Genomic DNA, 26,182 nt, shown 5'->3' with positions numbered 1-26,182 from the left:
TAGCTCAATTTACGTGAGGTCAGCCGCCGTGTTCCCGCTTGAGATCGTCACCCTGGCTCGCCTGCTCATCGACGAGGCCCGGGAGCGGTCGCTCCGCATCGTCACGGCCGAGAGCTGCACGGGCGGGCTGGTGGCCGGCGCCATCTGCTCGATCCCCGGCGCCTCCGACGTGCTGGAACGCGGCTTCATCACCTATTCCAACCGCGCCAAGCAGGAGCTGCTGGGCGTCCCCGGCGACCTGATCGCCGACCTGGGCGCGGTCTCCGAGCCGGTGGCCCGGATGATGGCCGAGGGCGCCCTGGAAGCGTCCAACGCCCACCTGGCCGTGGCGATCACCGGCGTCGCCGGTCCCGGCGGCGGCACGCCGATGAAGCCGGTGGGCACCGTCCATATCGCCACCGCCCGCACCAACCACGGCCTGATGCACCGCCAGGAGCTCTTCGAGGAGGAGACCCGCGAAGGCATCCAGCTCGCCGCCGTCCAGGCCGCCCTCCAGGCGCTCCGCGACCGGATGACCTGATCCACCTGTATAGGGCTCGTGGCCTCCGGTTCGAGGAACCACGGAATACACGGACCACACGGAAGGCGGATCGGTCCCCTGCGGTTGAATGTGATGGCCCGCCGCAGGCGGGCGACTCATCCCGACAGGCCATGCCGGTCTGGCTGGCTCAGCGCCGGCCCGTCCGTGTCTTCCGTGTATTCCGTGGTTCGTCTTCTTCGGGCGGGTCTCAGGCCCTGACGCTGTCGGACGCCGGGCTCTCACCCACGGACGCGGACATGTCCGCAGCCTCGCCGTACAGGCTCTTCGCCCTCGCTTCGAAACAGCCCATCAGCCGGTCCACGGCGTGGCTGAAGTTCGCCGTCAGCAGGGTCTCCAGCAGCCGCGACTTGAACTGGAAGTCGATGTCGAACTCCACGCGCGTGCAGCCGTGGCCGGCGTCGAGGAACCGCCAGCGGTTCTCCAGCTTCCGGAACGGGCCGGAAATCAGGCTGGTGTCGATCTGCCGGTTGCGGGAATCCCGCCGCACCCGGGTGGCGAAGCGCTCCTTCAGGAACGAGAAGCCGACCTTGGCCTCGGCGTCCACCGCATCGACCCCTTCGCTGAGCTGGCGCTGGTTCCAGGTGCGCAGCGCCGTCACCCAGGGCACGAAGTCCGGGTAGTGCTGCACCTGGCCCACCAGCTCGAACAGCTGGTCGGGCGTGTAGGGCAGGAGCTTGGAGACGTGGTGCCGCAAGGCGCTTACGCCGCCGCTTCCCGGGCGCGCCTCGCCGCCTGCAGGCGGGCGAAGTCCTCGCCGGCGTGGTGGGACGAGCGCGTCAGCGGGCTCGACGAGACCATCAGGAAGCCCTTGGCCCGGGCGATCTCCTCCAGCGCGCGGAACTCGTCCGGGTGCACGAAGCGGTCGATGGCCGCGTGCTTGCGCGTCGGCTGCAGGTACTGGCCGATGGTGATGAAGTCGACGCCGGCCGAGCGCATGTCGTCCATGACCTGCATGACCTCCTCCTTCGTCTCCCCCAGGCCCACCATAACGCCCGACTTGGTGAATTGGGTCGGGTCCCGCTCCTTCACCCGCTCCAGCAGGCGCAGCGAGTGGTAGTAGCGCGCGCCCGGGCGGATCGTCAGGTAGAGCCGCGGCACGGTCTCCAGGTTGTGGTTGAAGACGTCGGGCCTGGCGTCGATCACCAGCTCCGCCGCGCTGACCGGCTTGCGCAGGAAGTCCGGCGTCAGGATCTCGATGGTCGTCGTGGGCGAGGCCGCGCGGATCGCCCGCACGACGGCGGCGAAGTGCGCCGCCCCGCCGTCGGCCAGGTCGTCGCGGTCCACCGAGGTGATGACCACGTGGGCCAGCCCCATCTTGGCCACCGCGTCGCCCACCCGGGCGGGCTCCGTCGGGTCCAGCGGATTGGGCTTGCCGGTGGCCACGTTGCAGAAGGCGCAGGCCCGCGTGCAGATTTCGCCCATGATCATCATGGTGGCGTGGTTCTTCGACCAGCACTCCCCGATGTTCGGGCAGGCGGCCTCCTCGCAGACGGTGGAGAGCCCGTGGCCCTTCACGATCTCGCGGGTGGCGTTATACTCGGACGAGCCCGGCGCCCGCACCCGCAGCCATTCCGGCTTTCGCAGGATCGGCGTGTCCGGGCGGTTCTGCTTCTCGGGGTGACGCGGGCGCTTGTCGCCCAGGGTGTCGATGACCACGGCCATGGGCCCTAGATCGGCCGTCAGGGCCTCGGGATCAAGCTTGGATCGCCCACTGTGGCTTCATGGCGCCAGACAGCCGCCCCGGGGCCTCCTAACGTGGCCGGGGGACGTGACCATGACTGGAGCCCGCATGCGCGCCTTCGCCGCCGCTCTTCTGATGTCCGCCGTCGCCGCCCCGGCGCTCGGCCAGACCGCCTCCACCCAGCCCCACGACCCGGCCCCCTGGTGGATGGACAGGCCGATCATCGCCTCCACCGGCCATGTCTGGACCGAGGTCCAGGCCAACCGGGCCAGCGCGTCGGCGACCTACGACGCCATCGAGCGCGACGCCGCCTCCGCCCAGAAGGCGGCGGCCGACAAGGTCCGCGCGCTCGGCCAGGCGCTGGCCGCCTACGGCGCCGACAAGGTGCGCATCGAGACCAGCTTCCGCATCCAGCCGCTCTACGACCAGTACCGTGACCGCCAGGGCGAGGTGAACGAGAACCAGCGCGCCGACAAGGTCGAGCGCTATCAGGTGATCGCCAACGTCTCGGTGGAGATCCGCGACGTGCGGCTGGCCGAGCGGGTCTACGCGACGCTGATGGCCGCCAGGCCCACCTCCACCCAGCCGGTCCGCTTCCGCCTCGAGCCCGAGAACGAGACCCGCACCCAGATGTTCAGGCTCGCCGTCGAGGACGCCCGTCGCCGCGGCCTGCTGGCGGTGGAGGCCGCCGGGACGCGGCTCGGCGCGGTCCGCCTGATCGACCCCACCGGCCGGGCCTGCGAGACCGACTTGCTGGTGGCCGGGGCAGGCCGTTCCTACGGCGGCGATCGCGCGGCCTACCGCGTGCCGCCCCCGCCGCCGCCGCCGCCTCCCCCGCCGCCGGCGGCGCCGGGGCTGGAAGAGATCGTGGTCACCGCCCAGCGGCGGGCGCAGGAGGTCGGGCTCGATCCCGGCGCGATCCAGCTTCCGCTGCAGCCGCCTCTCCAGCGGCTCGAGGCGAGCGCCTGCGTGGTCTACAGCCTGGGCTAGATCCTTCAGCCCTCCTCCTCGATGGAGGAGGGTTGGGTGGTGGTGTCGCCGCTGAGCGGACGCAGGTGGCTCCGTTGGGCTCGGCCGACCTTGCCTCACCCCCACCGCCCTGCACTCACCACCATCCCTACCCTTCCTCCATCGAGGAGGAAGGGGCGCGAACCTTGCTGGCGGGTCCACCGGCGGTTCGCCCCATGGCTCACGCACTGTTACCGACCTTTTCAGACGTGAACCCCGGCTATAGGTTGCCCGCCAACGAGAACAGCCGGGAGGCGTACGCCCTTGTCGCGTACCTTGGACTTGAACCAGGTCGACACGTCCCTCTTCGACGCCCTGGTCGACGCCAGCCACAAATACGGGGTGAAGAAGCCGATCCTGGAGGACCAGGAGCGCAATCCCCTCGCCTACCGTGACCTGATCCGCGCCGCCTTCGCGCTCGGCCGCAAGATCGCCGCCATGACGGCGCCGGGCGAGCGGGTGGGCGTCATGCTGCCGGCCAGCGCCGGCGGCGTGGTCACCTTCTTCGCCCTGCACGCCTTCGGCCGCACGCCGACCATGCTGAACTTCACGTCCGGCATCCGGAACCTGCGCGCCGCCTGCGAGCTGGCCGGCGTCAAGCGCGTGCTCACCTCCCACCGCTTCGTGGAGCAGGGCAAGCTGCACGACCTGATCGACGCGCTGGAGGCGATGACGGCGGTCACCTACCTCGAGGACGTGCGCGAGACGATCGGCCTGCCCGACAAGCTGTTCGCCGCCGCCGCCGGGGCCTTCCCGAAGCGCTTCCGCGCCCCGACCAGTCCGCAGGACCCGGGCGTCATCCTGTTCACCTCCGGCAGTTTCGGCGCCCCGCGCGGCGTGGTGCTGACCCAGGCGAACCTGGTCGCCAACGTCCGCCAGATCGCCGCCCACATCGACCTCGACCCGGACTGGGTGTTCTTCAACCCGCTGCCGATCTTCCACGTCTTCGGCCTGACCGGCGGGGTGCTGCTGCCCCTGCTCACCGGCATGAAGGCCTTCGAGTACCCCTCGCCGCTGCACACCAAGCAGATCCCGCCGCTGGTGAAGGATTCGAACGCCGCGGTGCTGCTGGCCACCGACACCTTCGTGAACCAGTACGCCCGCGCCGCCGAGCCGGGCGAGCTCTCCGGCCTTAAGTTCGTGGTCTGCGGCGCCGAGAAGGTGCGCGAGGAGACCCACAACCTGATCGCCGAGCGGTTCGGCCCGATCCCGCTGCTGGAAGGCTACGGCGCCACCGAGGCCTCGCCGGTGATCGCGGTGAACAAGCCCGACGACAACCGCCGCGGCACGGTCGGCGGCCTGTTGCCCGGCATCGAGGTCAAGCTGGAGCCGGTGGAGGGCATCCCCGGAGGCGGCAAGCTCTACGTCCGCGGGCCCAACGTCATGGCCGGCTACCTGACCCCCGGCGGCGGCGTCGAGCCCCCGCACGGCGGCTGGCACGACACCGGCGATGTGGTCTCCATCTCCGACGACCAGTGGGTGAAGATCCTCGGCCGGGTGAAGCGCTTCGCCAAGGTCGGCGGCGAGATGGTCTCGCTCACCGCCGCCGAGGACCTGGCGTCGGCCGTCTGGCCCGAGTGCCGCCACGCCGTCGTCGCCCTGCCCGATCCGAAGAAGGGCGAGCGCCTGGTGCTGGTCACCGACAAGCGCGACGCCGAGCCCGCGCCGCTGCTGGCCCACGCCCAGTCGATCGGCGCGCCCGAGATCGCCGTCCCGCGCAAGATCATCCGCGTGCCGGAGATCCCCGTACTGGGCACCGGCAAGACCGACTACGTCGCCCTGCAGCGCATCGTCGACGCCGAGATCCGCCGCGCGGCGTGATTCTTCGCACTGCACTTCGCGCTGTCGCGTTCGTCCCGCTCTTCGTGATCCTCGGAGGGTTGATCGGGGGCGCCATGGTCGCCGCCGCCACGATCATCTCGGCGGCCATGGGCGGGAGACTGGCCGAGTTCGACGAGCCCTCGCTTGGTGGGCTTATGGGCGCGTTCGGTCTGTTTGCGCTGGCCGGCACGGGCTTCGGCGCCGCGCCGGCCGGGCTTACCGCCCTCATCGCCGCCGTCGCCCGGAGCGAGTTCGAACGGCCGGTGAACTACCTCGTGACCGTGACCAGCGTGGGGCTGGCCACGTCCACGGCATTGGGGTTCGTGCTTAGCCCGCCCGGCGAGACTCCGCCTCCTCCGGATCTATGGGTCTTGGGGCCGGCGCCGCTGGGTGTGATCGGCGCCGTCGCCGCCTTCGTCTGCGGCTGGCTCACCCGGCCGAAGCCGGCCCAGCGTTAGCCCTCCTCCTCGATGGAGGAGGGTTGGGTGGTGGTGTGTTTGCTGGGCCGAGGCAGATGGCGCGGGTCGGCGCCTGCGCCCACTAGCGCCCCCGTCCCACCTCCGAGCGATCACCACCATCCCTACCCTTCCTCTGTCGAGGAGGAAGGGGCGCTCACCCCGCGGCGCCGGGTCCGTGAACTCAGATGTGCAGCACCTGGCCGAAGGCGTCCAGCGACGCCTCGTGCATGGCCTCGCTCATGGTCGGGTGCGGGTAGACGGTGGCGTGCAGCTCGGCCTCGGTGGCCTCCAGCGTCATGGCCAGCACATAGCCCTGGATCATCTCGGTGACCTCGGCGCCGATCATGTGCGCCCCGATCAGCGCCCCGGTCTTGCCGTCGAACACCGTCTTCACGAAGCCCTCGACCTCGCCCGAGGCGATCGCCTTGCCGTTCACCTTGAACGGGAAGCGGCCGACCTTCACCTCGATCCCCTGCTCCTTGGCCTGCGCCTCCGTCAGCCCGACCGAGGCCACCTGCGGGTTGGAATAGGTGCAGCCGGGGATCGGCGACTTCAGGTTCGTGGGCTTCAGGCCGGCGATGTGCTCGATGCAGTGCACGCCCTCGTGGCTCGCCTTGTGGGCCAGCCAGGGCGGCCCGGCCACGTCGCCGATGGCGTAGAGCCCCGGCACGCCCGTGGCTCCATGCTCGTCCGTCACCACATGGGTGCGGTCGACCTTCACGCCCAGGGCCTCCAGGCCCAGGTCCTCGACATTGCCGACGATGCCCACCGCCACGATGGCCACGTCGCCGGCCAGGGTCTCGGCCTTGCCGCCGGTCTCGATCTCCACCGAGACGCCGGTCTTGGACTTGTTCAGCCGCTTCACGCTCGCGCCGACGCGGAACCTGATGCCGCGCTTCTCGAACGCCTTGTGCGCGGCCTTGGAGACCTCCTCGTCCTCGACCGGCAGGATGCGCGGCAGGGCTTCGACGACGGTCACCTCCGAGCCCAGCGCGCGGAAGAAGCTCGCGAACTCGATGCCGATGGCGCCCGAGCCGATCACCACCAGGCTCTTCGGGGCCGCCTTCGGGACCAGGGCCTCGCGGTAGGTCCACACCCGCTCGCCGTCCGGCTCGAGGCCGATCGCCGGGATCGTGCGGGCCCGCGCGCCGGTCGCCAGGATCACGTGCTTGGCCTGCACCGTGCGCGAGCCGCCGGCCTTCAGCGCCACCACCACCTTCGGCGCAGGCGCGCCCTTCTCGAGCTTCGCCGTCCCCTCGATCACCTCGATCTTGTGCTTCTTCATCAGGAAGGCGACGCCGGAATTCAGCTGCGCGGCCACCTTGCGCGAGCGCTGCACCACCTTGTCGAAGTCGAAGCCGCGCTTCTCCACCGACAGGCCGTAGTCGGCCAGGTGGTCGAGGGTCTCGTAGACCTCGCCCGACTTCAGCAGCGCCTTGGTCGGGATGCAGCCCCAGTTGAGGCAGACGCCGCCCAGCAGCTCGCGCTCCACGATGGCGGTCTTCAGGCCCAGCTGCGAGGCGCGGATGGCGGTCACATAGCCGCCCGGCCCGGACCCGATGATGACGACGTCGAAATCCATGCCCGGGTCCTCAGACGATCATCGTGATCGGGTCTTCGATCAGGGCCCGGAACGCCGCCAGCCAGCGCGCGCCCACGGCCCCGTCGACCACCCGGTGGTCGCAGGTGAGGGTGACGGTCATCACCGTCGCCACGGCGAGCTGGTCGCCGCGCACCACGGGCCGCTTCTCGCCCGCGCCGACCGACAGGATGCAGCCCTGCGGCTCGTTGAGGATCGAGGCGAACGACTTGATCCCGAACATGCCGAGGTTCGAGACCGAGAAGGTGCCGCCCTGGAACTCCTCGGGCTTCAGCTTCTTGGTCCGCGCCCGCTCGGCCAGGTCCTTGGCCTCGGTGGCGATCTGCGCCAGCCCCTTCAGCTCCGCCTGGCGGATGATCGGGGTGATCAGCCCGCCCGGCACCGCCACCGCCATGGCGATGTCGGCGTGGTGGTGCATGGCGATGCCTTCCGGCGTGTAGGAGGCGTTGGCCTCCGGCACGCGCTTCAGGGCGATGGCGGCCGCCTTGATCACCAGGTCGTTGACGCTGACCTTCACGCCTTCCTTCTCCAGGAGGCCGTTGATCTTCGAGCGCGCCGCCAGCAGGCCGTCGATCTCCAGGTCGACGGTCAGCGGGAAGTGCGGCACGTCGCGGAAGCTGTCGGTCATCCGCCGCGCCACGGTCTTGCGCATGCCGTCGAGCGGAATGAGGTCGTAGCTGCCGGGCGCGATGCCCATCTGCTCCAGGCTCTGAACCTGGCGCGGCTCGGCGCGGGCGGCGGGCTGGGCCTGCGGGGCGGCGGCCGGCGCGCGGGCCTGGCCGGGCTGGGCCTTCTCCACGTCGGCCTTGACGATCCGCCCGTGCGGTCCCGAGCCCTGCAGGGCCGAAAGGTCCACGCCCTTCTGCTCGGCGATCCGCCGCGCCAGCGGCGAGGCGAACACCCGCGGGCCGCGCGGCGCCTGGAAGGGCGCGGCCTTCTGCGGCTCGGGCGCGGCCGGCGGGGCGGCGGCGGGCGCGCCCTTCTGGACGGGATCGGTCTTCTGTTCGCGCGACCCTCGTGCGGCGTCGGTCTCCGCGTCGGGCGCCGGAGCAGCGGCGGCCTTGGGCGCCTCGGCGGGGGCCGGCGCGGCGGCCTCGCCCTCGCCGGCCAGCCGGGCGATCGGCGTGTTGACCTTCACCCCCTCGGAGCCCTCGGGCACCAGGATGTCCTCGACCACGCCCTCGTCGACGGCCTCCACCTCCATGGTGGCCTTGTCGGTCTCGATCTCGGCGATCACGTCGCCCGAGCGCACCGTGTCGCCCTTCTTCACGTGCCACTTGGCGAGCGTGCCCTCCTCCATGGTGGGCGACAGGGCGGGCATGAGGACGTCGATCGGCATGCGCTCTCTCAGGCTTTGGTCTGGGCGTGGACGAGGGCGGCGCGCGGGGTCATGCCGGCTCCTTCGACAGGTGCGAAAGCTCGTGGGCGTTGGCTTCCCAGTTGCGGCCGTCGAAGGCGGTGAGGTCGAGGCTCACCCCCTCCAGGCTGTCCAGGCAGCGGGCGTTGACGCTCCAGCCGTCCGGATTGGACCTGGGCCGGTAGAAGCCCTTCACCCCGCACTCGGCGCAGAACAGGTGCTTCGCCACGCGCGTGTTGAAGCTGTACTCGGCCAGCCGTTCGGCGCCCCGGGTGATGCGGAACCGGCTCTCCGGCACGATGATGTGCACGAAGCCCGTCTTGGCGCACATGGAGCAGTTGCAGGTCTGCGCCTCGACCGTCTCGGCCAGCAGCACCTCGAACCGCACCCCGCCGCAATGGCAGCCTCCGGCGCGCCACTGGAAGGCGTCAGACATGCGCCCCTCCTGTCTCCACCGTCGGCGCCGCAAGAAACGCCCTCCCTTCCTCCTCGATGGAGGAAGGGCCGGGGATGGTGGTGTGCGCAGTGAGGGGACGTTCCAGGCTCTGTTGGGCGCCGGCGCCGACCGGAACTGCAAGCTTCACCTCAGCGGCCACACCACCACCCAACCCTCCTCCATCGAGGAGGAGGGCTTCGCGGATGGCGTCGATCACGGTGTGCACGTCGTCGTAGACCTGGCGGTCGCTGAAGCGCAGCACCCGATAGCCTTCGCCTTCCAGCCACCGCTGGCGCTCCGCATCCCGCGCCGCGACGTCCGCGATCCGCTCGTGGACGCCGCCGTCCACCTCGATCACCAGCTTGCGGCCGTGGGCGGGGAAGTCCGCGAAGTAGCGTCCGATGGGAGCCTGCCGCCGGAAGTTCACGTCCAGCTTCCGAAGCTCGCCCCAGAGCCGCTGCTCCGCGCCATTCATCCGGCGGCGCATACCACGCGCGCGAGCCGTCGCGCCCTCGGGCAGCCGATCGCGCTCGTAGGAATCCCTCACCTGTAGCTCACGGCCTTGGCCGCCTTCACGATCCGGTCGACCGAGGGCAGCGACAGGGCTTCGAGGTTGGCGGCGTAGGGCAGCGGCACGTCTTCCTGGCAGACCCGGGCCGGCGGGGCGTCGAGGTAGTCGAACGCCTCCTCCAGCACCCGGGCGCAGACCTCGGCGCCGATGCCCATCGGGCCCCAGCCCTCCTCGACCGTCACCAGCCGGTTGGTCTTCTTGACGCTCTCCACGACCGTGCCGATGTCCATCGGCCGGATGGTGCGCAGGTCCACCACCTCGGCCTCGATGCCGTCGGCGGCGAGCTCCTCGGCGGCCTTCAGGGCCAGGCCGACCATGCGGCTGTAGGCCACGATGGTGACGCCATCGCCTTCCCGGCGGACCTTGGCCTTGCCGATCGGCACGACCCAGTCGATCCCCTCCGGCACGTCGAACTCCTGGCCGTAGAGCATCTCGTGCTCAAGGAAGACCACGGGGTTCGGGTCGCGGATGGCGGCCTTCAGCAGACCCTTGGCGTCGGCCGCGTCATAGGGCGCGATCACCTTCAGGCCGGGCACGTGGCCGTACCAGGCCGCATAGTCCTGGCTGTGCTGGGCCGCCACGCGGGCCGCCGCGCCGTTCGGGCCGCGGAACACGACCGAGGTGCGCAGCTGGCCGCCCGACATATAGAGGGTCTTCGCGGCCGAATTCACAATGTGGTCAATGGCCTGCATCGCGAAGTTGAAGGTCATGAACTCGACGATCGGCTTCAGGCCCGCCATCGCCGCGCCGACGCCGACGCCGGTGAAGCCGTACTCGGTGATCGGGGTGTCGATCACCCGCCGGTCGCCGAACTCCTGCAGCAGGTCGCGGGACACCTTGTAGGCGCCCTGGTACTGCGCCACCTCCTCGCCCATCAGGAAGACGTCCGGATCGCGGCGCATCTCCTCGGCCATGGCGTCGCGCAGGGCGTCGCGGACCGTGGTCTTCACCAGGTTCACCCCGGCCGGGATCTCCGGGTCGGCCAGCGGCTGGGCCGGCGTCACGGCCGCGGGGCCCTCGCCCTCGGGCTTCGGCTTCGCCGCTTCCGGGGGCTTCTTCTCGGGGTCGCCGGCCGAAGCCTCGCCCTCGCCCTTGCCGCCACCGGTGTCAGCCGTCGACGGCTGGGGCGCCGGCTGGGCGGCCGGCGCGGGGCTCGCGGCCCCGCCCTCGCCCGCCAGGCGCGCGATCGGGGTGTTGACCTTCACCTCCTCGGAGCCTTCCGGCACCAGGATGGCCTCGATCACGCCCTCGTCGACGGCCTCCACCTCCATGGTGGCCTTGTCGGTCTCGATCTCGGCGATCACGTCGCCGGACCGGACCGTGTCGCCCACCTTCACGTGCCACTTGGCCAGCGTGCCCTCTTCCATGGTCGGCGACAGGGCCGGCATGAGTACGTCGGTCATTTTGAAGCTCCTACGAGCGACCAGTGCCCATGCTTCGGCTCACCTTTCAGGAGCCGTCCATCCATCTGGAGCTGCTGGGCCGCCCAACGCATGTCGTATTGCCAAGTGTAGAAGAGATTGCCGGAGGCACGGAGATCACCCTCGTGCTTCTTCCAGATCGTCTTAGCCACCTCGACTACCGGGGCAGAACCGCCGAGCTCGTCGAGCGCGTCGGCCACCCAACCGGGTAGGTCACTACGCGCACTCACGCCCGCACCTCCGTGTAGACGTCGGTGTAGAGCTCGGACGGAGCGGGTTCGGGCGAGGTGCGGGCGAATTCCGCCGCGTCGGCGACGATCCGCTTCACCTCGGCGTCGATCGCCTTCAGCGTGGCCTCGTCGGCGAAGCCCTGCTTCTCCAGCAGCTCCTCGACGTGGTCGATGGGGTCGCGGGTCTTGCGGATCTCGTCCACCTCCTCGCGGGTCCGGTACTTGGCCGGGTCGCTCATGGAGTGGCCGCGGTAGCGGTAGGTCTTCATCTCCAGGATGTAGGGCCCGTTGCCGGAGCGGGCGTGCTCGGCGGCCTTGGCCGCGGCGGCCTTCACCGCCAGCACGTCCATGCCGTCCACCTCCTCGCCCGGGATCCGGAACGAGGCGCCGCGCTTGTACAGGTGGGTCTCGGACGAGGAGCGCTCGATCGAGGTGCCCATGGCGTACTGGTTGTTCTCGATGATGTAGACCACGGGCAGCTTCCACAGCTGCGCCATGTTGAAGCTCTCGTAGACCTGGCCCTGGTTGGCCGCCCCGTCGCCGAAATAGGTCCAGGCGACCTTGCCGTTGTCGCGGTAGCGGTTGGCCAGCGCCAGGCCCGTGCCCAGGCTCACCTGGCCGCCGACGATCCCGTGGCCGCCGTAGAAGTCGGCCTCCATCGAGAACATGTGCATGGAGCCGCCCTTGCCCTTGGACGAGCCGCCGGCCCGCCCCGTGAGCTCGGCCATGACCTCGCGCGGGTCCATGCCGCAGGCCAGCATGTGGCCGTGGTCGCGGTAGCCGGTGATCACCGGGTCGCCCGGCTGCTTCACCGCCTGCACGCCGACGGCGATGGCTTCCTGGCCGATGTAGAGGTGGCAGAAGCCGCCGATCAGCCCCATGCCGTAGAGCTGGCCCGCCCGCTCCTCGAAGCGGCGGATCAGCAGCATGTCGCGGTAGTACCCGAGCAGCTCTTCCTTCGCGGCCCCTACCCCAACGTCACCCTTGGGATGCGAGCCATTGGCCTTCCGCCGGCTGGCGCCGCCAGCCTGACCACGCGCCATGCGTCTCTCCGTGATGTTTTTTTGTCCGCTTCTATAGAACCGACGAAGCGGCCCTACGGCTTCATGCGGATCACATAGTCTCTTGGATCGGCGAAGCCTAGCAGGGAGCGCGCCCTTTCCTCCAGGAGATCGGCCGAAAGGCTCGTGTCGCGCATCAGCTGGGCGCGGACCTCCAGGTCCTGCCGCTGGGCGCGCAGGGCGGCGAGCTCGCGGGACTTGGCCACCAGGGTCGCGTCGCGCTGGTCCGACTGCAGCAGGCCGCCCTCGCCGGTGAAGGCGTGGAAGCCGAAGTAGAAGATCAGGAAGGCCAGCGCTGCGGTCGGCAGGTACGGGCGAAGGCGGGCGAACACGGCGAATCCTTCTGGGACGCAGCCGCGAGATTCGTCCGGCATGGTTAAGGGCCAGCTAACCTTCCGGATCTGCGAGCACTTCCCCGAGCGCTCGGCGCCACAGGGCCAGCTGTCGGAAGTTGCTGCCCGGCAGGCCGGCCACGACGATCAGCGCCTTCCACACGGTCCAGCCCTTGGCCCGCGCCCAGGTCCCGGGATCGGGCGCCAGCCTCGCGCCGAACGCCGCGCGGGCGTCGGCGTCGAGGAAGGTCCAGGCGATGCCGTAGTCGCAGGCCGGGTCGCCGACGCAGAGCTGGCCGAAGTCGATCACCGCCGAGAGCCGCCCGCCCTCGACCAGCAGGTTGGAGGGCGCCACGTCCCCGTGCACCCAGACCGGCGGGTGGTCCCAGGCGCTGGCCAGCGCCGCGTCCCACAGCGCCCGCGCCCGGCGGGTGTCGACCTCGCCCTCCAGCTTCCCCAGCGCCTCTCGGGTCTCGGCGTCGTAGACCGCCAGGTCGCCGCCGCGGTGGAAGCTGTGCTGGCCGGCCGGCGGCCCGCCGCCCGCATCGGCGCTCTGGAGCGCCAGCAGGAAGTCCGCCAGATCCTCGGCGAACCTCACGAGGTCCGTCGGCGCGGCCTCCTCCGCCGTCTCGCCGGGCAGCCAGCGGCAGACCGACCACGGCCAGTCGCACCCCTCCCCCGGCCGGCCCAGGGCGATCGGCTCCGGTATTGGCAGCGGCAGGTGCGGGGCGAGCCTGGGCAGCCAGAGCTGCTCCTTCTCGATCGCCGCCGCATAGCGCCGGGCCGCCGGCAATCGGACGCTCAGCGCCTCGCCGAGATGGAAGGTGCGGTTGTCCCAGCCGCCGTTCGCCACCGGCTTCACCGGCAGGTCGGCCCACTGCGGGAACTGGGCGGCCACGAGCCGCCGGACGAGGGACGCGTCGATCGCGTCCCCCGCGGCCACGTCAGCCGACCTTCAGCGCCTTGCGGCCGAGGTAGATCGCCTGGTCGCCCAGCTCCTCCTCGATGCGCAGCAGCTGGTTGTACTTGGCCGTCCGGTCGGAGCGGGCCAGCGAGCCGGTCTTGATCTGCCCGCAGTTGGTGGCCACCGCCAGGTCGGCGATGGTGGAGTCCTCGGTCTCGCCCGAGCGGTGGCTCATCACGGCCGTGTAGGCGGCCCGGTGGGCCATGTCGACGGCGTCCAGCGTCTCCGACAACGTGCCGATCTGGTTGACCTTGATCAGGATCGAATTGGCCAGGCCCCTGTCGATGCCCTGGCTCAGGCGCACCGGGTTGGTCACGAACAGGTCGTCGCCGACCAGCTGCACCGTCTTGCCGAGCCGCTCGGTCAGCAGCTTCCAGCCATCGAAGTCGTCCTCGGCGCAGCCGTCCTCGATGGTCACGATCGGGAACTTCGAGACCAGGTCGGCGAGGTAGTCGACCATGCCGGCCGGGTCCACCGTCTTGCCTTCGCCCTCCATGACGTACTTGCCGCCCTTGAAGAACTCGGTGGAGGCCACGTCGAGGCCGAGCACGAAGTGGTCGCCCACCTTGTAGCCGGCCGCCTCGCCCGCCTTGACGATGAAGGCCAGGGCCTCCTCGGCGCTCTTCAGGTTCGGGGCGAAGCCGCCCTCGTCGCCGACGTTGGTGTTGTGGCCGGCGTCCTTCAGGGCCTTCTTCAGGCCGTGGAAGATCTCCGCGCCCATGCGCAGGCCCTCGGCGAAGCTGTCCGCGCCGGTCGGCAGGATCATGAACTCCTGGATGTCGATCGGATTGTCCGCGTGCGCCCCGCCGTTGATGATGTTCATCATCGGGACCGGCAGCACCCGCGCCGAGACGCCGCCCACGTACTTGTAGAGCGGCAGGGCCGCCGAGCTCGCCGCCGCCTTGGCCGTGGCCAGGCTGACGCCCAGGATCGCGTTGGCCCCCAGCCGGCTCTTGTTGGGCGTGCCGTCCAGCTCCATCAGGGTGCGGTCGACGCGCCGCTGGTCCTCGGCGTCCATGCCGGCCAGCGCGTCGTAGATCTCGCCGTTCACGGCCTCGACCGCCTGGCGCACGCCCTTGCCGCCGTAGCGGCCCTTCTCGCCGTCGCGCTTCTCGACCGCCTCGTGGGCGCCGGTCGACGCGCCCGAGGGCACGGCCGCGCGGCCCATGGAGCCGTCCTCGAGCACCACGTCCACCTCGACCGTCGGATTGCCGCGGCTGTCCAGGATCTCGCGGGCGTTGATGTCGACGATCTCGGTCATGTCTTCCTCTGGAGGCTTCTCGGGGGGCGGCCGTGGCTTAGCCACCTTCCGCCCGCCGGGCAACCCGAGCCCCTTCCTTTCCCGCTGCGCGGGAAAGGAAGGCCACAAACGCAAAACGCCGGCCTTTCGGCCGGCGTCTCGTAAGCCAGACGGCTCGAAGAAGCGCCTAGTCTTCCTTCGGCGTCAGGACCTGGCGGCCCTTGTACATGCCGGTCTTCAGGTCGACGTGGTGCGGGCGCTTCAGCTCGCCCGTCTCCTTGTCCTCGACGAAGGAGTTCGGGCCCAGCGCGTGGTGCGAGCGCCGCATGTTGCGCCGGGAGGGCGATGTTTTTCGCTTGGGAACGGCCATGGGAGGATCTCGCAGGCGTGGAAAATGGAAGCGGCGGCCGGTGAGGGCCGCCGACGTGAGCGCGGGTGTATGCATGAAACCCCTGCCGGTTTCAAGCCGCGTTTGACGCCTTCACCAGCCGCTTCGGCGCCACCGTCGCCCAGGCCAGCCGCAGGAGCTGCGCCAGCCGTTCCGGCGCCAGCTCCTCGTAGTAGGCGTAGGTCCAGCCCTTCCGCCCCCAGGCGCCGTCCGCCGGCCGCACCCCCGCCCCGTCGGCCAGCATGTGCTGGTCCTCCGGGTCCAGCTTCAGGACGATCCGCGGCTGGTCCTGGTGGATGGTGCAGAAGATCTTCTTCGCCACCCGGAACGAGGGGATGTCGAAATGCCCTTCCTCGTAGGCCTCGGGCAGCGCCAGCGCCTCGCGGCGGACGTCGTCGCGGGTGATCATGCGGGCATCATCCCGCAGACCGCGCCGTCAGACCAGACGGCTCCGCTCCTTGGCCGCGCCGATGAAGCTGGCGAACAGCGGGTGCGGGTCGAACGGCCGGCTCTTCAGCTCCGGGTGGTACTGCACGCCCACGAACCACGGGTGGTCCGAGCGCTCGCAGATCTCCGGCAGGATGCCGTCGGGCGACAGGCCGGTGAACTTCAGCCCGGTGGCCTCGATCCGGTCGCGGTAGTCGATGTTGACCTCGTAACGGTGCCGGTGGCGCTCGGAGATCGCCATGCCGCCGTAGATCTGCGCGACCTTCGAGCCCGGCGCGAGCACGGCGTCATAGGCCCCGCAGCGCATGGTGCCGCCGAGTTCGCCGCCCGCCTGGCGGACTTCCTTCTCGTTGCCGCGCACCCATTCGGTCATCAGCCCGACGATCGGCTCCGACGTGGGTCCGAACTCGGTGGAGGACGCCTGCTGGATGCCGGCCAGGTTCCGGGCCGCCTCGATCATCGCCATCTGCATGCCGAAGCAGATGCCGAAATAGGGGATGTCGTGCTCGCGGGCGAACTGCACCGCCCGGATCATCCCCTCCGAGCCGCGCTCGCCGAACGCCCCGGGCACCAGCACGCCGTGCACGCCGGTCAGGCGCTCGCCGATCAGGTCCTCGTCCTTCTCGAAGGCCTCGCCCTCGATCCAGTCGAACTTCACCCGGACATTGTTGGCCACGCCGCCGTGGATCAGCGCCTCGACCAGGGATTTGTAGGCGTCGGTCAGGCCGGTGTACTTGCCGACGATGGCGATGTTCACCTCGCCGTCGGGGTGGCTGAGGGTGTGCGAGATCTGCTCCCAGCGGGCCAGGTTCGGGGCCGGCGCCTGGTCCTTCAGGCCGAAGACGTCCAGCACCTCGGAGTCCAGCCCCTGCACGTGGTAGTCCAGCGGCACGGCGTAGATGTTCGCCGAATCCATCGCCTGGATGACGGCGCTCGGCCGCACGTTGCAGAACTGGGCGATCTTCTTCCGCTCGCCTTCCGGGATCGCATATTCGGTCCGGCACAGCAGGATGTCCGGCTGGATGCCGATCGACCGCAGCTCCTTCACCGAGTGCTGGGTCGGCTTGGTCTTCATCTCGCCGGCCGTCTTGATGTACGGCAGCAGCGTCAGGTGGATGTAGCAGGCATGCCCGCGCGGCAGCTCCTGGCCGAGCTGGCGGATCGCCTCGAAGAACGGCAGGCCCTCGATGTCGCCCACCGTGCCGCCCACCTCGACCAGCACGAAGTCCACGCCCTCGCCCGGATCGGCCAGGACGAACTCCTTGATCTCGCCGGTGACGTGCGGGATCACCTGCACCGTCGCGCCGAGATAGTCGCCGCGGCGCTCCTTCTCGATGATGGTCTTGTAGATCTGCCCCGTGGTGATGTTGTCGCCGCGGGTGGCGTTGACGCCCGTGAACCGCTCGTAGTGGCCGAGGTCGAGGTCGGTCTCGGCCCCGTCGTCGGTCACGAAGACCTCGCCGTGCTGGTAGGGGCTCATCGTCCCCGGGTCGACGTTGAGGTAGGGGTCGAGCTTGCGCAGGCGGACCTTGTAGCCTCGCGCCTGCAAAAGCGCGCCGAGGGCGGCGGACGCGAGACCTTTGCCAAGGGAAGAGACCACGCCGCCGGTGATGAAGATGTACCGGGCCATGGGCGTTCAGATTAGCCGTGATTCGCCGGCTGGACCTCGCCTTCGATGCGATTCGTCCACGGCTTACTGCGGGGCGGGCGCGGCGGGCTGCGGCGCGGCCGGGGTCGTGGCGGCCGGCGCGTCGCCGAGGAACGGGTTGCGCACCGTGGGCGTCGGCGCGGTCAGCGGCGCGGGCGCGCTGCCGGGGGCGCCCGGCTGGGCCGTGCCGGCCGGCGGCTGGGCCGGCTGGTTCAGGGTGGTCGGGTCGATGGCGTTGACCTTCAGCCGGTCGACGACCGACGAGGCGCCGCGCTCGCGGCCGGCCAGGATGGTCAGCAGCAGGGCGATGACGAAGAACAGCCCGCCGAGGATCCAGGTGACGCGGGTGAGCAGGTCGCCCGCCCCGCGCGCCGTCATGAAGCCCGACGGTCCGCCGCCCATGCCCAGCGCGCCGCCCTCCGAACGCTGCAGCAGCACGACGCCGACCAGCGCCAGGCTGACGAGGATCTCGATGACCAGGAGGATGGTGAGCAGCATGAGCTTCTTTTGCGCGTCCGTGCGGTCGGGCGGTTCACCACCCTGAAATGAAGCGCGCGCTCTATCACTGAGCTTACGCCAAGGCCATACCTAGGACGTCGCAGCCCCGTGGCAAGAATGATTCTCGAACTGAAGCGCCTGCCCATCCTGGAGACCGAGCGCCTGCGGCTCGATCCGCTGACCGACGCCGACGCCCGCGACGTCTTCTCCATCGTCGATGATCCCGAGGTGATGGCCTACTGGGACTGGCCCGAGATCGACGACCCCGACGTGGTCGCCGGCATCGTGCGGACCCAGGTGGAGGCCATGCACGCCGGCCGCGCCATCCACTGGACCATGCGGGCGCTCGCCGACGGCGCCTTCGTCGGCGCCTGCGAGCTCTCCGACATCGACCGCCGCCACCGCCGCGCCGAGGTCAGCTTCATGCTCGGCCGCAACGCCTGGGCCGAGGGCTACGCCCGGGAGGCGATGCGCACCGTCGTCGCCTACGCCGCGGCCAGCGGCCTGCGCAAGCTCACCGCCCGCACCCACCTCGGCAACCGCCGCTCCGAGTCGGTCCTGGAGGAGCTCGGCTTCCACGAGGAGGGCCTGGTCCGCGGCCACATCCGCGAGGACGGCGACCGCCGCGACTGCCGCCTCTTCGGCCTGATGCTCTGACCGCTCCCTCCCTTGATGGGGAGGGTCGACTCGCGAAGCGAGCGGGGTGGGGCAGCCGCGTTTCCAGCCGGAGGCTCGACGTGGTCCCCCTCTCCCGCTGCGCGGGAAAGGAAGCTATCTCTGCGCCATGCCCTCCCCCATCTCCGTCACCGGCTTCGATCACATCGTGCTGCGGGTCCGCGACAGGGAGCGGATGCTCGGCTTCTACGTGGGCGTGCTGGGCCTCTCCGTGGACCGCGACCGGCCGGAGCTCGGCATGACCCACGTCCGCTGCGGCCCGCAGATGATCGACCTCGTCACCCTCGACGGCCCGCTCGGCCGGATGGGCGGCGCGGCGCCCGGCCCCGGGGGCCGCAACCTCGACCACTTCTGCCTGCAGGTGCGGCCGTTCGACGAGGCCGCTATCCGCGCCCACCTGGCCGCCCACGGCTGCGAGGTCGTCGAGGAGGGCCAGCGCTACGGCGCCGACGGCACGGGCTTCTCGCTCTACGTCCGCGACCCCGAGGGCAACACCGTCGAGCTGAAGGGCCCGCCCGCCTAGCCGCTCAGAGCGCCTGGACGATCGCCAGGAAGTCGGCGGCTTTCAGCGAGGCCCCGCCCACCAGCGCCCCGCCCACCTCGTCGGCGTGCAGGATCTCGGCGGCGTTGCCGGGCTTCACCGAGCCGCCGTAGAGGATCGGCGGCGCCCGCCCGGCCTCGCCGAACATCTCCACCAGCGTCGCGCGGATCGCCCGGTGGACCTCCTCGATCTCGGGCGTGGTCGGCGTGAGCCCGGTGCCGATCGCCCAGACCGGCTCGTAGGCCACCGAGAAGGCCTGGCCCGCCAGCTCCGGCGGCAGCGAGCCCCTCACCTGCCCCGTGACGACCGCCAGCGCCTCGCCGGCCTTGCGCTGCGCCAGCGTCTCGCCGACGCAGACGATGGGCTCGAGGCCCGCGCGCAGCGCCGCCTGCGCCTTCTTCGCCACGATCTCGTCGGTCTCGCGATAGCCCTCCCGCCGCTCGGAGTGGCCGAGGATCACCAGCTTCGCGCCCACGTCGGCCAGCATCTCCGCCGAGATGTCGCCGGTGAAGGCGCCGAAGTCGTCCCAGTGGGCGTCCTGGCCGCCGACCAGAACCCTGGTCCCGGAGAGCGCCTCGGCCATCTGGTGGGTCAGCACCGCCGGCGGGCAGATCGCCACCCGGCCGGGGCAGTCGCCCACGCCCCTGGCGATCGCCTCGGCCTCCGCCAGCGAGGCGGACAGCCCGTTCATCTTCCAGTTTCCGGCGATCAGCGGCGTCGGAGCGGTCATTTGGCCTCACTTCTGTCCTGTGCCGGGCGCGGTTAAGCCAAGCGGCCGCCGCTGTCACCTCCTTGCGGGGAGCGAGAGGCCTCCACTATACCCGCCCTCAAGTTCGCGCCCGGGAAGGGAAATTGATGCTCACCGCCATTCGCAACTTCGCGAAGTCCTGGGTCGCCGCCGTCCTCATCGGCCTGCTGATCGTCAGCTTCGCCGTCTTCGGCATCAACGACGTCTTCCAGGGCAATGTCCGCGACGCCGTGATCCAGGCCGGCGACCGCGTCGTCAGCGCCGCCGACTTCCGCCGCGAGTTCGACGCCCAGAAGCGCCGCATCGAGCAGCAGGCCGGCCAGCCGGTGCCGATCGAGCTCGCCGTCGAGCGCGGCTTCGACAAGCAGGTGCTGCAGCTGATGGCCAGCCGCGAGGCCTTCGCCGCCCTGCTGTCGAAGATCGGCCTGAAGCCCTCCGACAAGCTGGTGGTCGACGAGATCGCCAAGATCCCGGCCTTCTTCGATCCGGTCTCCGGCCGCTTCGACAAGACCGCCTACGAGCGCCAGCTCGCCGAGGGCGGCTTCACGACCGACCAGTTCGAGCAGATGGCCCGCGACGACATCGCCGGCCAGATGGCGCTGACCGGCATCGTCGCCGGGGTCCGCGCGCCGCGCGCCATGTCGGCGCTGAACGCCCTCTACGGCCTGGAGAACCGCGACGTCGCCTTCTTCAGCGTCGGCCCCGGCAGCGTCGAGGCCCCCGCCCCGCCCACCGAGGCCCAGCTGCAGGCCTTCATGCGCGAGAACGCCGCCCAGCTCACCCGGCCGGAGTTCCGCATCCTCACCGTCGTCCGCTTCTCGCCGGCGCTCACCGGCGGCGCCGTCGCCATCGACGAGGCGGAGCTGAAGAAGCGCTACGAGTTCCGCAAGGACACCCTCTCCACGCCCGAGACCCGCACCGTGGTGCAGATCCCGGCCAAGGACGCCGCCACCGCCCAGCAGGTCGCCGCCCGCCTGCAGCGCGGCGAGGACCCCGCCGCCGTGGCGAAGTCGATCGGCGTCGACCTGATCACCTATGACAACCGGCCGCAGACCGCGATCCCCGACCGCGGCGTCGCCGCCGCCGCCTTCCGGATGCAGGCCGGCCAGGTGGCCCCGGTGCAGAGCGAGCTCGGCGCCCAGGTGGTCAAGGTCGTCTCGGTCACCCCCGGCCGCGTCGTCACCCTGGAGGAGGCCCGCCCCGCCCTCGAGGCCGAGATGCGCCGGGACGCGGCGGTCGAGAAGGTGCTGGCCCTGACCAACGCCTACGAGGAGGCCCACACCGCCGGCGGCACCCTCGCCGAGGCGGCCCAGAAGGCCGGCGTGCCGACCATGACCTTGGGCCCGGTGTCCCAGGCCGGCCGCGACCAGCAGAACCAGCCGGTCGCCGGCCTGAACCAGAAGCTGATGGAGACCGCCTTCGCCCTGCCGGCCGGCGGCGAGAGCGACCTCGTCGAGGTCGGCGAGGGTGAGTACTTCGCCGTCCGCGTCGAGCGGGTGATCCCGCCGTCCCTGCCGCCGCTCGACGCCGCCCTGCGCGCCGAGCTGACCCGCGTCTGGACCGGCCGCGAGACCCTGCGCCGCATGCAGACCCGCGCCGACGCCCTGGCCGAGCGGATCCGCAAGGGCGAGGCGATCGACGCCGTCGCCGCCTCCACCGGCGCCCAGGTGCGCCGCGTCACCGGCCTCAGCCGCCAGAGCGCCGGCCAGAACCGCGAGCTGTCCCGCGAGCTGCTGGGCCAGGCCTTCGCCGTGCGCCCGGGCGAGGCCTTCACCGCCCGCGACGTGCAGTTCGCCCTCTTGGTCGGCAAGCTGGAGGCCGTGCGCCCCGGCGACCCCGCGATGATCGCCCAGATCACCGAGTTCGGCCGCGACCAGATGACCATGGAGCTGTTCCGCGAGCTGGAGGAATCCGCCCGCGCCGCCGCCCGCCGGTCCATGAAGGTGAAGATCGACGAGACCCGCGCCCGCGCCGCCCTCGGCCTCGAGACCACCGAAACCCCGGCGGGCAAGGCCGCCGGGAAGGCCCAGGGAACGCCTAAGTGAAGGCGGAGCCCGAGTTCTCCGCCTTCCAGTCGCGATACGACGCCGGCGCGCCCCAGCTCGTCTGGACCCGCCTGATCGACGACCTGGAGACGCCGGTCTCGGCCTATCTGAAGATCGGCCACGGCCGCCCCTACGCCTTCCTGTTCGAGAGCGTGGAGGGCGGCGCCTTCCGCGCCCGCTATTCGATCATCACCCTGAACCCCGACCTCGTCTGGCGCTGCCGCGGCGACCAGGCCGAGATCGCCACGGGCGACGACATCGCCGCCGGCCGCTTCACGCCCCAGGCGGGCGGCGCGCTGGACAGCCTGCGCGACCTGGTGGCGTCCTCGCGGATCGAGCTGCCGCCCGGCCTGCCGCCGCCGTCGGCCGGGGTCTTCGGCGCCATCGGCTACGACATGATCCGGCTGGTGGAGCGCCTGCCCAACGTCAATCCGGACCCGCTGGACCTGCCGGACGGGGTGATGACCCGTCCCTCGATCGTCGCCATCTTCGACGGCATCGCCCAGGAGATCATCCTGGTCACCCCGGTGCGGCCGGACGGATCGTCGGCGAAGGAGGCCTACGCCGCCGCCGAGGCGCGGCTGGCCGGGGTCATGGCCGACCTCAGGCGCCCCGCCCCGCCGCTGACCCACCAGGGCGTGCCTGAGCCCGACCGCTTCACCACCCCGGTCAGCCGCGAGCGCTACCGGGAGATCGTCGAGCAGGCCAAGGGCTACATCCGGGCCGGCGACATCTTCCAGGTGGTGCCCAGCCACCGTTTCCGGGCGCCCTTCGCCCACGATCCCTTCGCCCTCTACCGGTCGCTGCGCCGGTCGAACCCCTCGCCGTTCCTGTTCTACCTGAACTTCGGCGACTTCCAGCTCGCCGGCTCCTCGCCGGAGATCCTGGTCCGCCTGCGCGACGGCAGGATCACCATCCGCCCGATCGCCGGCACCCGGCCGCGCGGCGCGACCCCCGAGGAGGACCGCCGTCTCGAGCAGGAGCTGGTCAACGACCCCAAGGAGCGCGCCGAGCACCTGATGCTGCTCGACCTCGGGCGCAACGACGTGGGCCGGGTGGCGATGCTCAAGAGCAGGGGCGCCAACGAGCCGCCGGCGCCGGCGACCCGTGGGCCCCGCGTGCGCGTGACCGACAGCTTCTTCGTCGAACGCTACGCCCGGGTGATGCACCTGGTCTCCAACGTGGAAGGCGACGCGCCGGAGGGACTCGACCCCGTGGACGTGGTGATGGCCGCCCTGCCCGCCGGCACGCTGTCGGGCGCGCCCAAGGTCCGGGCCATGGAGATCATCGACGAGCTGGAGATCGAGAAGCGCGGCATCGGCTACGCCGGCGGCGTCGGCTATTTCGGCGCGGACGGCTCGGTGGACACCTGCATCGTCCTGCGCACCGCCCTCTTCAAGGACGGCGTGATGTACGTCCAGGCCGGCGGCGGGGTGGTCGCCGACAGCGACCCTGACGCCGAGTACGACGAGACCCTGCACAAGGCCCGCGCGCTCCGCGACGCCGCCGAGGAATCCTGGCGCTTCGTCTGACCCGTCCGATGGACTGGTAGCGCTAACTCCGTTAGCTTCCCCCGCGACAACATACAGGGGGGATATCTGTGGCGCGTGAAGCTCTGCCCGTGCTCGGGATTCTGGCGGCCGTCCTCTTTTGCGGTCCGGCACAGGCGCAGACCCCGCCGCCCTACCGCGATCCGACCCTGAGCGTGGAGGCCCGCGCCGCCGATCTCGTCTCGCGCATGACCCTGGAGGAGAAGGCGCCGCAGCTCGGCAACACCGCCCCGGCGATCCCGCGCCTGGGCGTGCCCCGCTACAACTGGTGGAACGAAGGCCTGCACGGCGTCGCCGCGGCCGGCGTCGCCACCGTCTTCCCGCAGGCCGTGGGACTGGCCGCCACCTTCGACGCGCCGCTCACCCACGAGGTCGCCGACGTCATCGGCGTCGAGTTCCGCGCCAAGTACGTCGAGAACCTGCACCCCGACGGCGGCAGCGACTGGTTCCGGGGCCTCACGGTCTGGTCGCCCAACATCAACATCTTCCGCGACCCGCGGTGGGGGCGCGGCCAGGAGACCTACGGCGAGGATCCGTTCCTCACCTCGCGGATCGGCGTGGCCTTCATCCGCGGCCTGCAGGGCGACGACCCGAAGTACCTGAAGGCGCTCTCCACGGCCAAGCACTACGCCGTCCACTCCGGTCCCGAATCGAACCGCCACCGGGAGGACGTCCACCCCTCGCCGCACGACCTGGAGGACACCTACCTGCCGGCCTTCCGCGCCGCCGTTGTCGAGGGACGCGTCCAGGGGATCATGTGCGCCTACAACGCCGTGGACGGCGTGCCCGCCTGCGCCAGCGAGGCGCTGATGGACACCCGCCTGCGCCGCGACTGGGGCTTCACCGGCCATGTGGTCTCCGACTGCGGCGGAGCGGCGAACATCTACCGCGAGGACGCCCTGCGCTACACGCGCACGCCGGAGGAGGCGGTCGCCCTGGCCTTCGAGGCGGGCATGGACGTGATCTGCGGCGACTACCGCAACGAGATGACGACCGAGGTCGAACCCATCATCCGCGCCGTCCGCAGCGGCGCCCTGTCCGAGGCCACCGTGGACCGGGCGCTGCGCCGGCTGTTCGAGGCCCGCATCCGCCTGGGCATGTTCGACCCGCCCGCCACCCTGCCGTTCGCCGGGATCACCCCGGCCGACAACGACACCCCCGCGCACCGCGCCCTGTCGCTCAGGACCGCCAAGGCCGCCATGGTGCTGCTGAAGAACGACGGCCTGCTGCCCCTGAAGGCCGCGCCGGCCCGGATCGCCGTGATCGGCCCGAACGCCGACAGCGTCGACGCGCTGACCGGAAACTACTCGGGAACCCCGTCGAAGCCGGTGACCGTGCTCGCCGGTCTGCGCGCCCGCTATCCCACGGCTCAGGTGACCTACGTCCAGGGAACCGACCTGATCGGCCCGACCTCGCCGCCGGTCCCCGACGCGGCGCTCTGCGTCGACCCAGACTGCCGCACGCCGGGCCTCAAGGCCGAGCATTTCGCCGGGACCGACCTGGCCGGCGCCCCCACCCTGGTCCGCAACGAGGCCAACGCCCGGCTGTCGTGGCGCGACGAGACGCGCGAGACCTCCGTCCGCTGGACCGGGACCCTCGTCACCACCAAGCCCGGCGAGCACCGGTTCCGGGTCGCCAGCCGCAACGGCTACCGCGTCTGGGTGGACGGCAAGCTGCTGGTCGACGAGTGGGACGTGACGGACAAGGCCTCCATCGCCGACGGGGCCATCGAACTGGCGCCCGGCCGCCACGCCATCCGGGTGGAGGCGTTCCAGCGCGGCCGCCGCGGCGAGCAGCAGCTCGTCTGGAGCCTGCCGGGCGGCGAGATCGAGGCCGCGCTGCAGGCCGCCCGCGACGCCGACCTGATCGTCTTCGCCGGCGGGCTGACGGCCCGCGTCGAGGGCGAGGAGCTGCGCGTCCAGGCGCCGGGCTTCTCGCGGGGCGACCGCACCAGCCTCGACCTGCCGGGCCCGCAGCAGAAGCTCCTCGAACAGCTCCACGCCACCGGCAAGCCGGTGATCCTCGTGCTCATGAACGGCAGCGCCATGTCGGTGAACTGGGCCGACCGCAACGTGCCGGCGATCATCGAGGCCTGGTACCCGGGCGGCGAAGGCGGCCATGCCGTGGCCGGCCTGATCGCCGGCGACTACAGCCCCGCGGGGCGCCTGCCGGTGACCTTCTACAGGTCCGCCGACGACCTGCCGCCGTTCAGCGACTACGCCATGAAGGGCCGGACCTACCGCTACTTCACGGGCGAGGCCCTCTACCCGTTCGGCCACGGCCTTTCCTTCACCCGGTTCCGCTACGCCAACGTCCGTGTCGATGCGCCCCGCATCGCCGCCGACGGGACGGTGACCGTCTCGGCCGACGTCACCAACACCGGCGGCATGGACGGCGACGAGGTGGTCCAGCTCTACCTCACCCACCCTGGCCAGGCCGGCGCCCCGGTCCGCGCCCTGGCCGGCTTCGAGCGCGTCCACCTGAAGCGCGGCGAGACCCGCACGGTGCGCTTCACCCTGAGCGACCGGGCCCTGAGCCTCGTCGACGAGGCGGGGCAGCGGGCGATCCGTCCCGGCCCCGTGGAGGTCTGGGTCGGCGGCGGCCAGCCGCTCTCCCGCGCCGGCCTCGCCCAGCCCCCCGGCGGCCGCACCCGCTTCCAGACCGCGGGGACCAAGACGCTCCCGAAGTGAGGCCCTCTCCCTCCCTTGATGGGGAGGGTCGACTCGCCAAAGGCGAGCGGGGTGGGGAAGCCGCGATCAGGCGCCGCCTCTCCCCGACGACGGTCAGCGCTTACCGGGAAGAGCACCCCTTCCTCCTCGATGGAGGAAGGGAAGGGATGGTGGTGATTGCTGGATGACGAGGCGATGAACGCCGTTGGGCGCGGCGCCCATACGCGAAGCTCCCATCGGCTCAGCGGCCAC

26 protein-coding genes are annotated in these 26,182 nt (G+C 70.9%); 9 read left to right on the top strand and 17 right to left on the bottom strand.

Annotated elements, in window-relative coordinates:
- Positions 1–28: 28 nt before the first annotated feature.
- Positions 29–520 (top strand): CinA family protein, encoded by a 492-nt coding sequence (locus tag VM685_RS12085; RefSeq protein ID WP_325460776.1) that lies wholly within the window; start codon positions 29–31, stop codon positions 518–520.
- Positions 521–728: 208 nt separating this feature from the next.
- On the opposite strand, the gene VM685_RS12080 is transcribed toward VM685_RS12085, so the two are convergent.
- Together VM685_RS12080 and lipA are read right to left on the bottom strand one after the other, a co-directional pair.
- The gene (locus VM685_RS12080) at positions 729–1,235 is read right to left on the bottom strand and encodes a type II toxin-antitoxin system RatA family toxin (protein WP_325460415.1); all 507 of its coding nucleotides are present in this window, start codon (positions 1,233–1,235) and stop codon (positions 729–731) included.
- Positions 1,236–1,240: 5 nt separating this feature from the next.
- Positions 1,241–2,203: a lipoyl synthase gene (lipA, locus tag VM685_RS12075; protein ID WP_325460414.1), complete on the bottom strand. Its 963-nt coding sequence runs from the start codon at positions 2,201–2,203 to the stop codon at positions 1,241–1,243.
- A gap of 112 nt (positions 2,204–2,315) precedes the next feature.
- Between lipA and VM685_RS12070 the strand changes: the two genes are divergently transcribed.
- The 3 genes from VM685_RS12070 (at position 2,316) to VM685_RS12060 (ending at position 5,509) form a co-directional block, all read left to right on the top strand.
- Complete coding sequence (locus tag VM685_RS12070) at positions 2,316–3,212, top strand: SIMPL domain-containing protein (protein ID WP_325460413.1); 897 nt, start codon at positions 2,316–2,318, stop codon at positions 3,210–3,212.
- Between the two features lie 282 nt (positions 3,213–3,494).
- On the top strand, positions 3,495–5,051 hold the full coding sequence (locus VM685_RS12065) for an AMP-binding protein (RefSeq protein ID WP_325460412.1): 1,557 nt from the start codon (positions 3,495–3,497) through the stop codon (positions 5,049–5,051).
- Positions 5,052–5,110: 59 nt separating this feature from the next.
- A complete protein-coding gene (locus VM685_RS12060; protein WP_325460411.1) occupies positions 5,111–5,509 on the top strand; it encodes a hypothetical protein in 399 nt (132 codons plus the stop codon).
- Between the two features lie 181 nt (positions 5,510–5,690).
- Here the strand turns inward: VM685_RS12060 and lpdA are convergent, their stop codons facing one another.
- From lpdA to secG, 14 genes are all read right to left on the bottom strand, one after another.
- Entirely contained in the window at positions 5,691–7,091 is a 1,401-nt protein-coding gene (gene lpdA / locus VM685_RS12055; protein WP_325460410.1) for a dihydrolipoyl dehydrogenase, read from the bottom strand.
- Between the two features lie 10 nt (positions 7,092–7,101).
- A complete protein-coding gene (locus tag VM685_RS12050; RefSeq protein WP_325460409.1) occupies positions 7,102–8,448 on the bottom strand; it encodes a pyruvate dehydrogenase complex dihydrolipoamide acetyltransferase in 1,347 nt (448 codons plus the stop codon).
- Between the two features lie 49 nt (positions 8,449–8,497).
- The gene (locus tag VM685_RS12045; RefSeq protein ID WP_325460408.1) at positions 8,498–8,902 is read right to left on the bottom strand and encodes a GFA family protein; all 405 of its coding nucleotides are present in this window, start codon (positions 8,900–8,902) and stop codon (positions 8,498–8,500) included.
- Complete coding sequence (locus tag VM685_RS12040; protein ID WP_325460407.1) at positions 8,895–9,449, bottom strand: endonuclease domain-containing protein; 555 nt, start codon at positions 9,447–9,449, stop codon at positions 8,895–8,897. The genes VM685_RS12045 and VM685_RS12040 overlap by 8 nt, the downstream gene beginning before the upstream one ends.
- Positions 9,446–10,876: a pyruvate dehydrogenase complex E1 component subunit beta gene (locus VM685_RS12035; RefSeq protein WP_325460406.1), complete on the bottom strand. Its 1,431-nt coding sequence runs from the start codon at positions 10,874–10,876 to the stop codon at positions 9,446–9,448. The genes VM685_RS12040 and VM685_RS12035 overlap by 4 nt, the downstream gene beginning before the upstream one ends.
- The gene (locus VM685_RS12030) at positions 10,873–11,094 is read right to left on the bottom strand and encodes a hypothetical protein (protein ID WP_325460405.1); all 222 of its coding nucleotides are present in this window, start codon (positions 11,092–11,094) and stop codon (positions 10,873–10,875) included. Before VM685_RS12030 ends, VM685_RS12035 begins: the two co-directional genes overlap by 4 nt.
- Positions 11,095–11,120: 26 nt before the next feature.
- Entirely contained in the window at positions 11,121–12,167 is a 1,047-nt protein-coding gene (gene pdhA / locus VM685_RS12025) for a pyruvate dehydrogenase (acetyl-transferring) E1 component subunit alpha (RefSeq protein ID WP_325460404.1), read from the bottom strand.
- A 53-nt stretch (positions 12,168–12,220) separates the two neighbouring features.
- Positions 12,221–12,517 (bottom strand): septum formation initiator family protein, encoded by a 297-nt coding sequence (locus VM685_RS12020; protein ID WP_325460403.1) that lies wholly within the window; start codon positions 12,515–12,517, stop codon positions 12,221–12,223.
- Between the two features lie 55 nt (positions 12,518–12,572).
- Positions 12,573–13,460, bottom strand: coding sequence for an aminoglycoside phosphotransferase family protein (locus VM685_RS12015; protein ID WP_325460402.1), 888 nt, complete (start codon positions 13,458–13,460; stop codon positions 12,573–12,575).
- A gap of 1 nt (position 13,461) precedes the next feature.
- Positions 13,462–14,742, bottom strand: coding sequence for a phosphopyruvate hydratase (gene eno, locus VM685_RS12010; RefSeq protein ID WP_325460401.1), 1,281 nt, complete (start codon positions 14,740–14,742; stop codon positions 13,462–13,464).
- 166 nt (positions 14,743–14,908) lie between these two features.
- The gene (rpmF, locus tag VM685_RS12005; protein ID WP_257818058.1) at positions 14,909–15,091 is read right to left on the bottom strand and encodes a 50S ribosomal protein L32; all 183 of its coding nucleotides are present in this window, start codon (positions 15,089–15,091) and stop codon (positions 14,909–14,911) included.
- 91 nt (positions 15,092–15,182) lie between these two features.
- Entirely contained in the window at positions 15,183–15,518 is a 336-nt protein-coding gene (locus tag VM685_RS12000; RefSeq protein WP_325460400.1) for an MmcQ/YjbR family DNA-binding protein, read from the bottom strand.
- A gap of 27 nt (positions 15,519–15,545) precedes the next feature.
- Entirely contained in the window at positions 15,546–17,186 is a 1,641-nt protein-coding gene (locus VM685_RS11995) for a CTP synthase (RefSeq protein ID WP_325460399.1), read from the bottom strand.
- A 63-nt stretch (positions 17,187–17,249) separates the two neighbouring features.
- Complete coding sequence (gene secG / locus VM685_RS11990; RefSeq protein WP_325460398.1) at positions 17,250–17,702, bottom strand: preprotein translocase subunit SecG; 453 nt, start codon at positions 17,700–17,702, stop codon at positions 17,250–17,252.
- Positions 17,703–17,819: 117 nt separating this feature from the next.
- On the opposite strand from secG, the gene VM685_RS11985 reads away from it, so the two are divergent.
- Both VM685_RS11985 and VM685_RS11980 read left to right on the top strand, forming a co-directional pair.
- Complete coding sequence (locus VM685_RS11985; RefSeq protein ID WP_325460397.1) at positions 17,820–18,359, top strand: GNAT family N-acetyltransferase; 540 nt, start codon at positions 17,820–17,822, stop codon at positions 18,357–18,359.
- 127 nt (positions 18,360–18,486) lie between these two features.
- On the top strand, positions 18,487–18,900 hold the full coding sequence (locus VM685_RS11980; protein WP_325460396.1) for a VOC family protein: 414 nt from the start codon (positions 18,487–18,489) through the stop codon (positions 18,898–18,900).
- A 4-nt stretch (positions 18,901–18,904) separates the two neighbouring features.
- Here VM685_RS11980 and tpiA read toward each other — a convergent pair whose 3' ends face one another.
- Positions 18,905–19,648 (bottom strand): triose-phosphate isomerase, encoded by a 744-nt coding sequence (gene tpiA / locus VM685_RS11975; RefSeq protein ID WP_325460395.1) that lies wholly within the window; start codon positions 19,646–19,648, stop codon positions 18,905–18,907.
- Positions 19,649–19,773: 125 nt separating this feature from the next.
- Here tpiA and VM685_RS11970 point away from each other — a divergent pair, with 125 nt between their 5' ends.
- The 3 genes from VM685_RS11970 (at position 19,774) to VM685_RS11960 (ending at position 25,951) form a co-directional block, all read left to right on the top strand.
- Positions 19,774–21,711, top strand: coding sequence for a peptidylprolyl isomerase (locus VM685_RS11970; protein ID WP_325460394.1), 1,938 nt, complete (start codon positions 19,774–19,776; stop codon positions 21,709–21,711).
- Positions 21,708–23,243: an anthranilate synthase component I gene (gene trpE, locus VM685_RS11965; RefSeq protein WP_325460393.1), complete on the top strand. Its 1,536-nt coding sequence runs from the start codon at positions 21,708–21,710 to the stop codon at positions 23,241–23,243. The genes VM685_RS11970 and trpE overlap by 4 nt, the downstream gene beginning before the upstream one ends.
- A 68-nt stretch (positions 23,244–23,311) precedes the next feature.
- Positions 23,312–25,951 (top strand): glycoside hydrolase family 3 C-terminal domain-containing protein, encoded by a 2,640-nt coding sequence (locus tag VM685_RS11960; protein ID WP_325460392.1) that lies wholly within the window; start codon positions 23,312–23,314, stop codon positions 25,949–25,951.
- Positions 25,952–26,182 lie beyond the last annotated feature (231 nt).

The sequence above is a fragment of the Phenylobacterium sp. genome, assembly GCF_035539035.1.
GTDB lineage: Bacteria > Pseudomonadota > Alphaproteobacteria > Caulobacterales > Caulobacteraceae > Phenylobacterium.
This window is presented reverse-complemented; position numbering and strand designations above follow the sequence as displayed.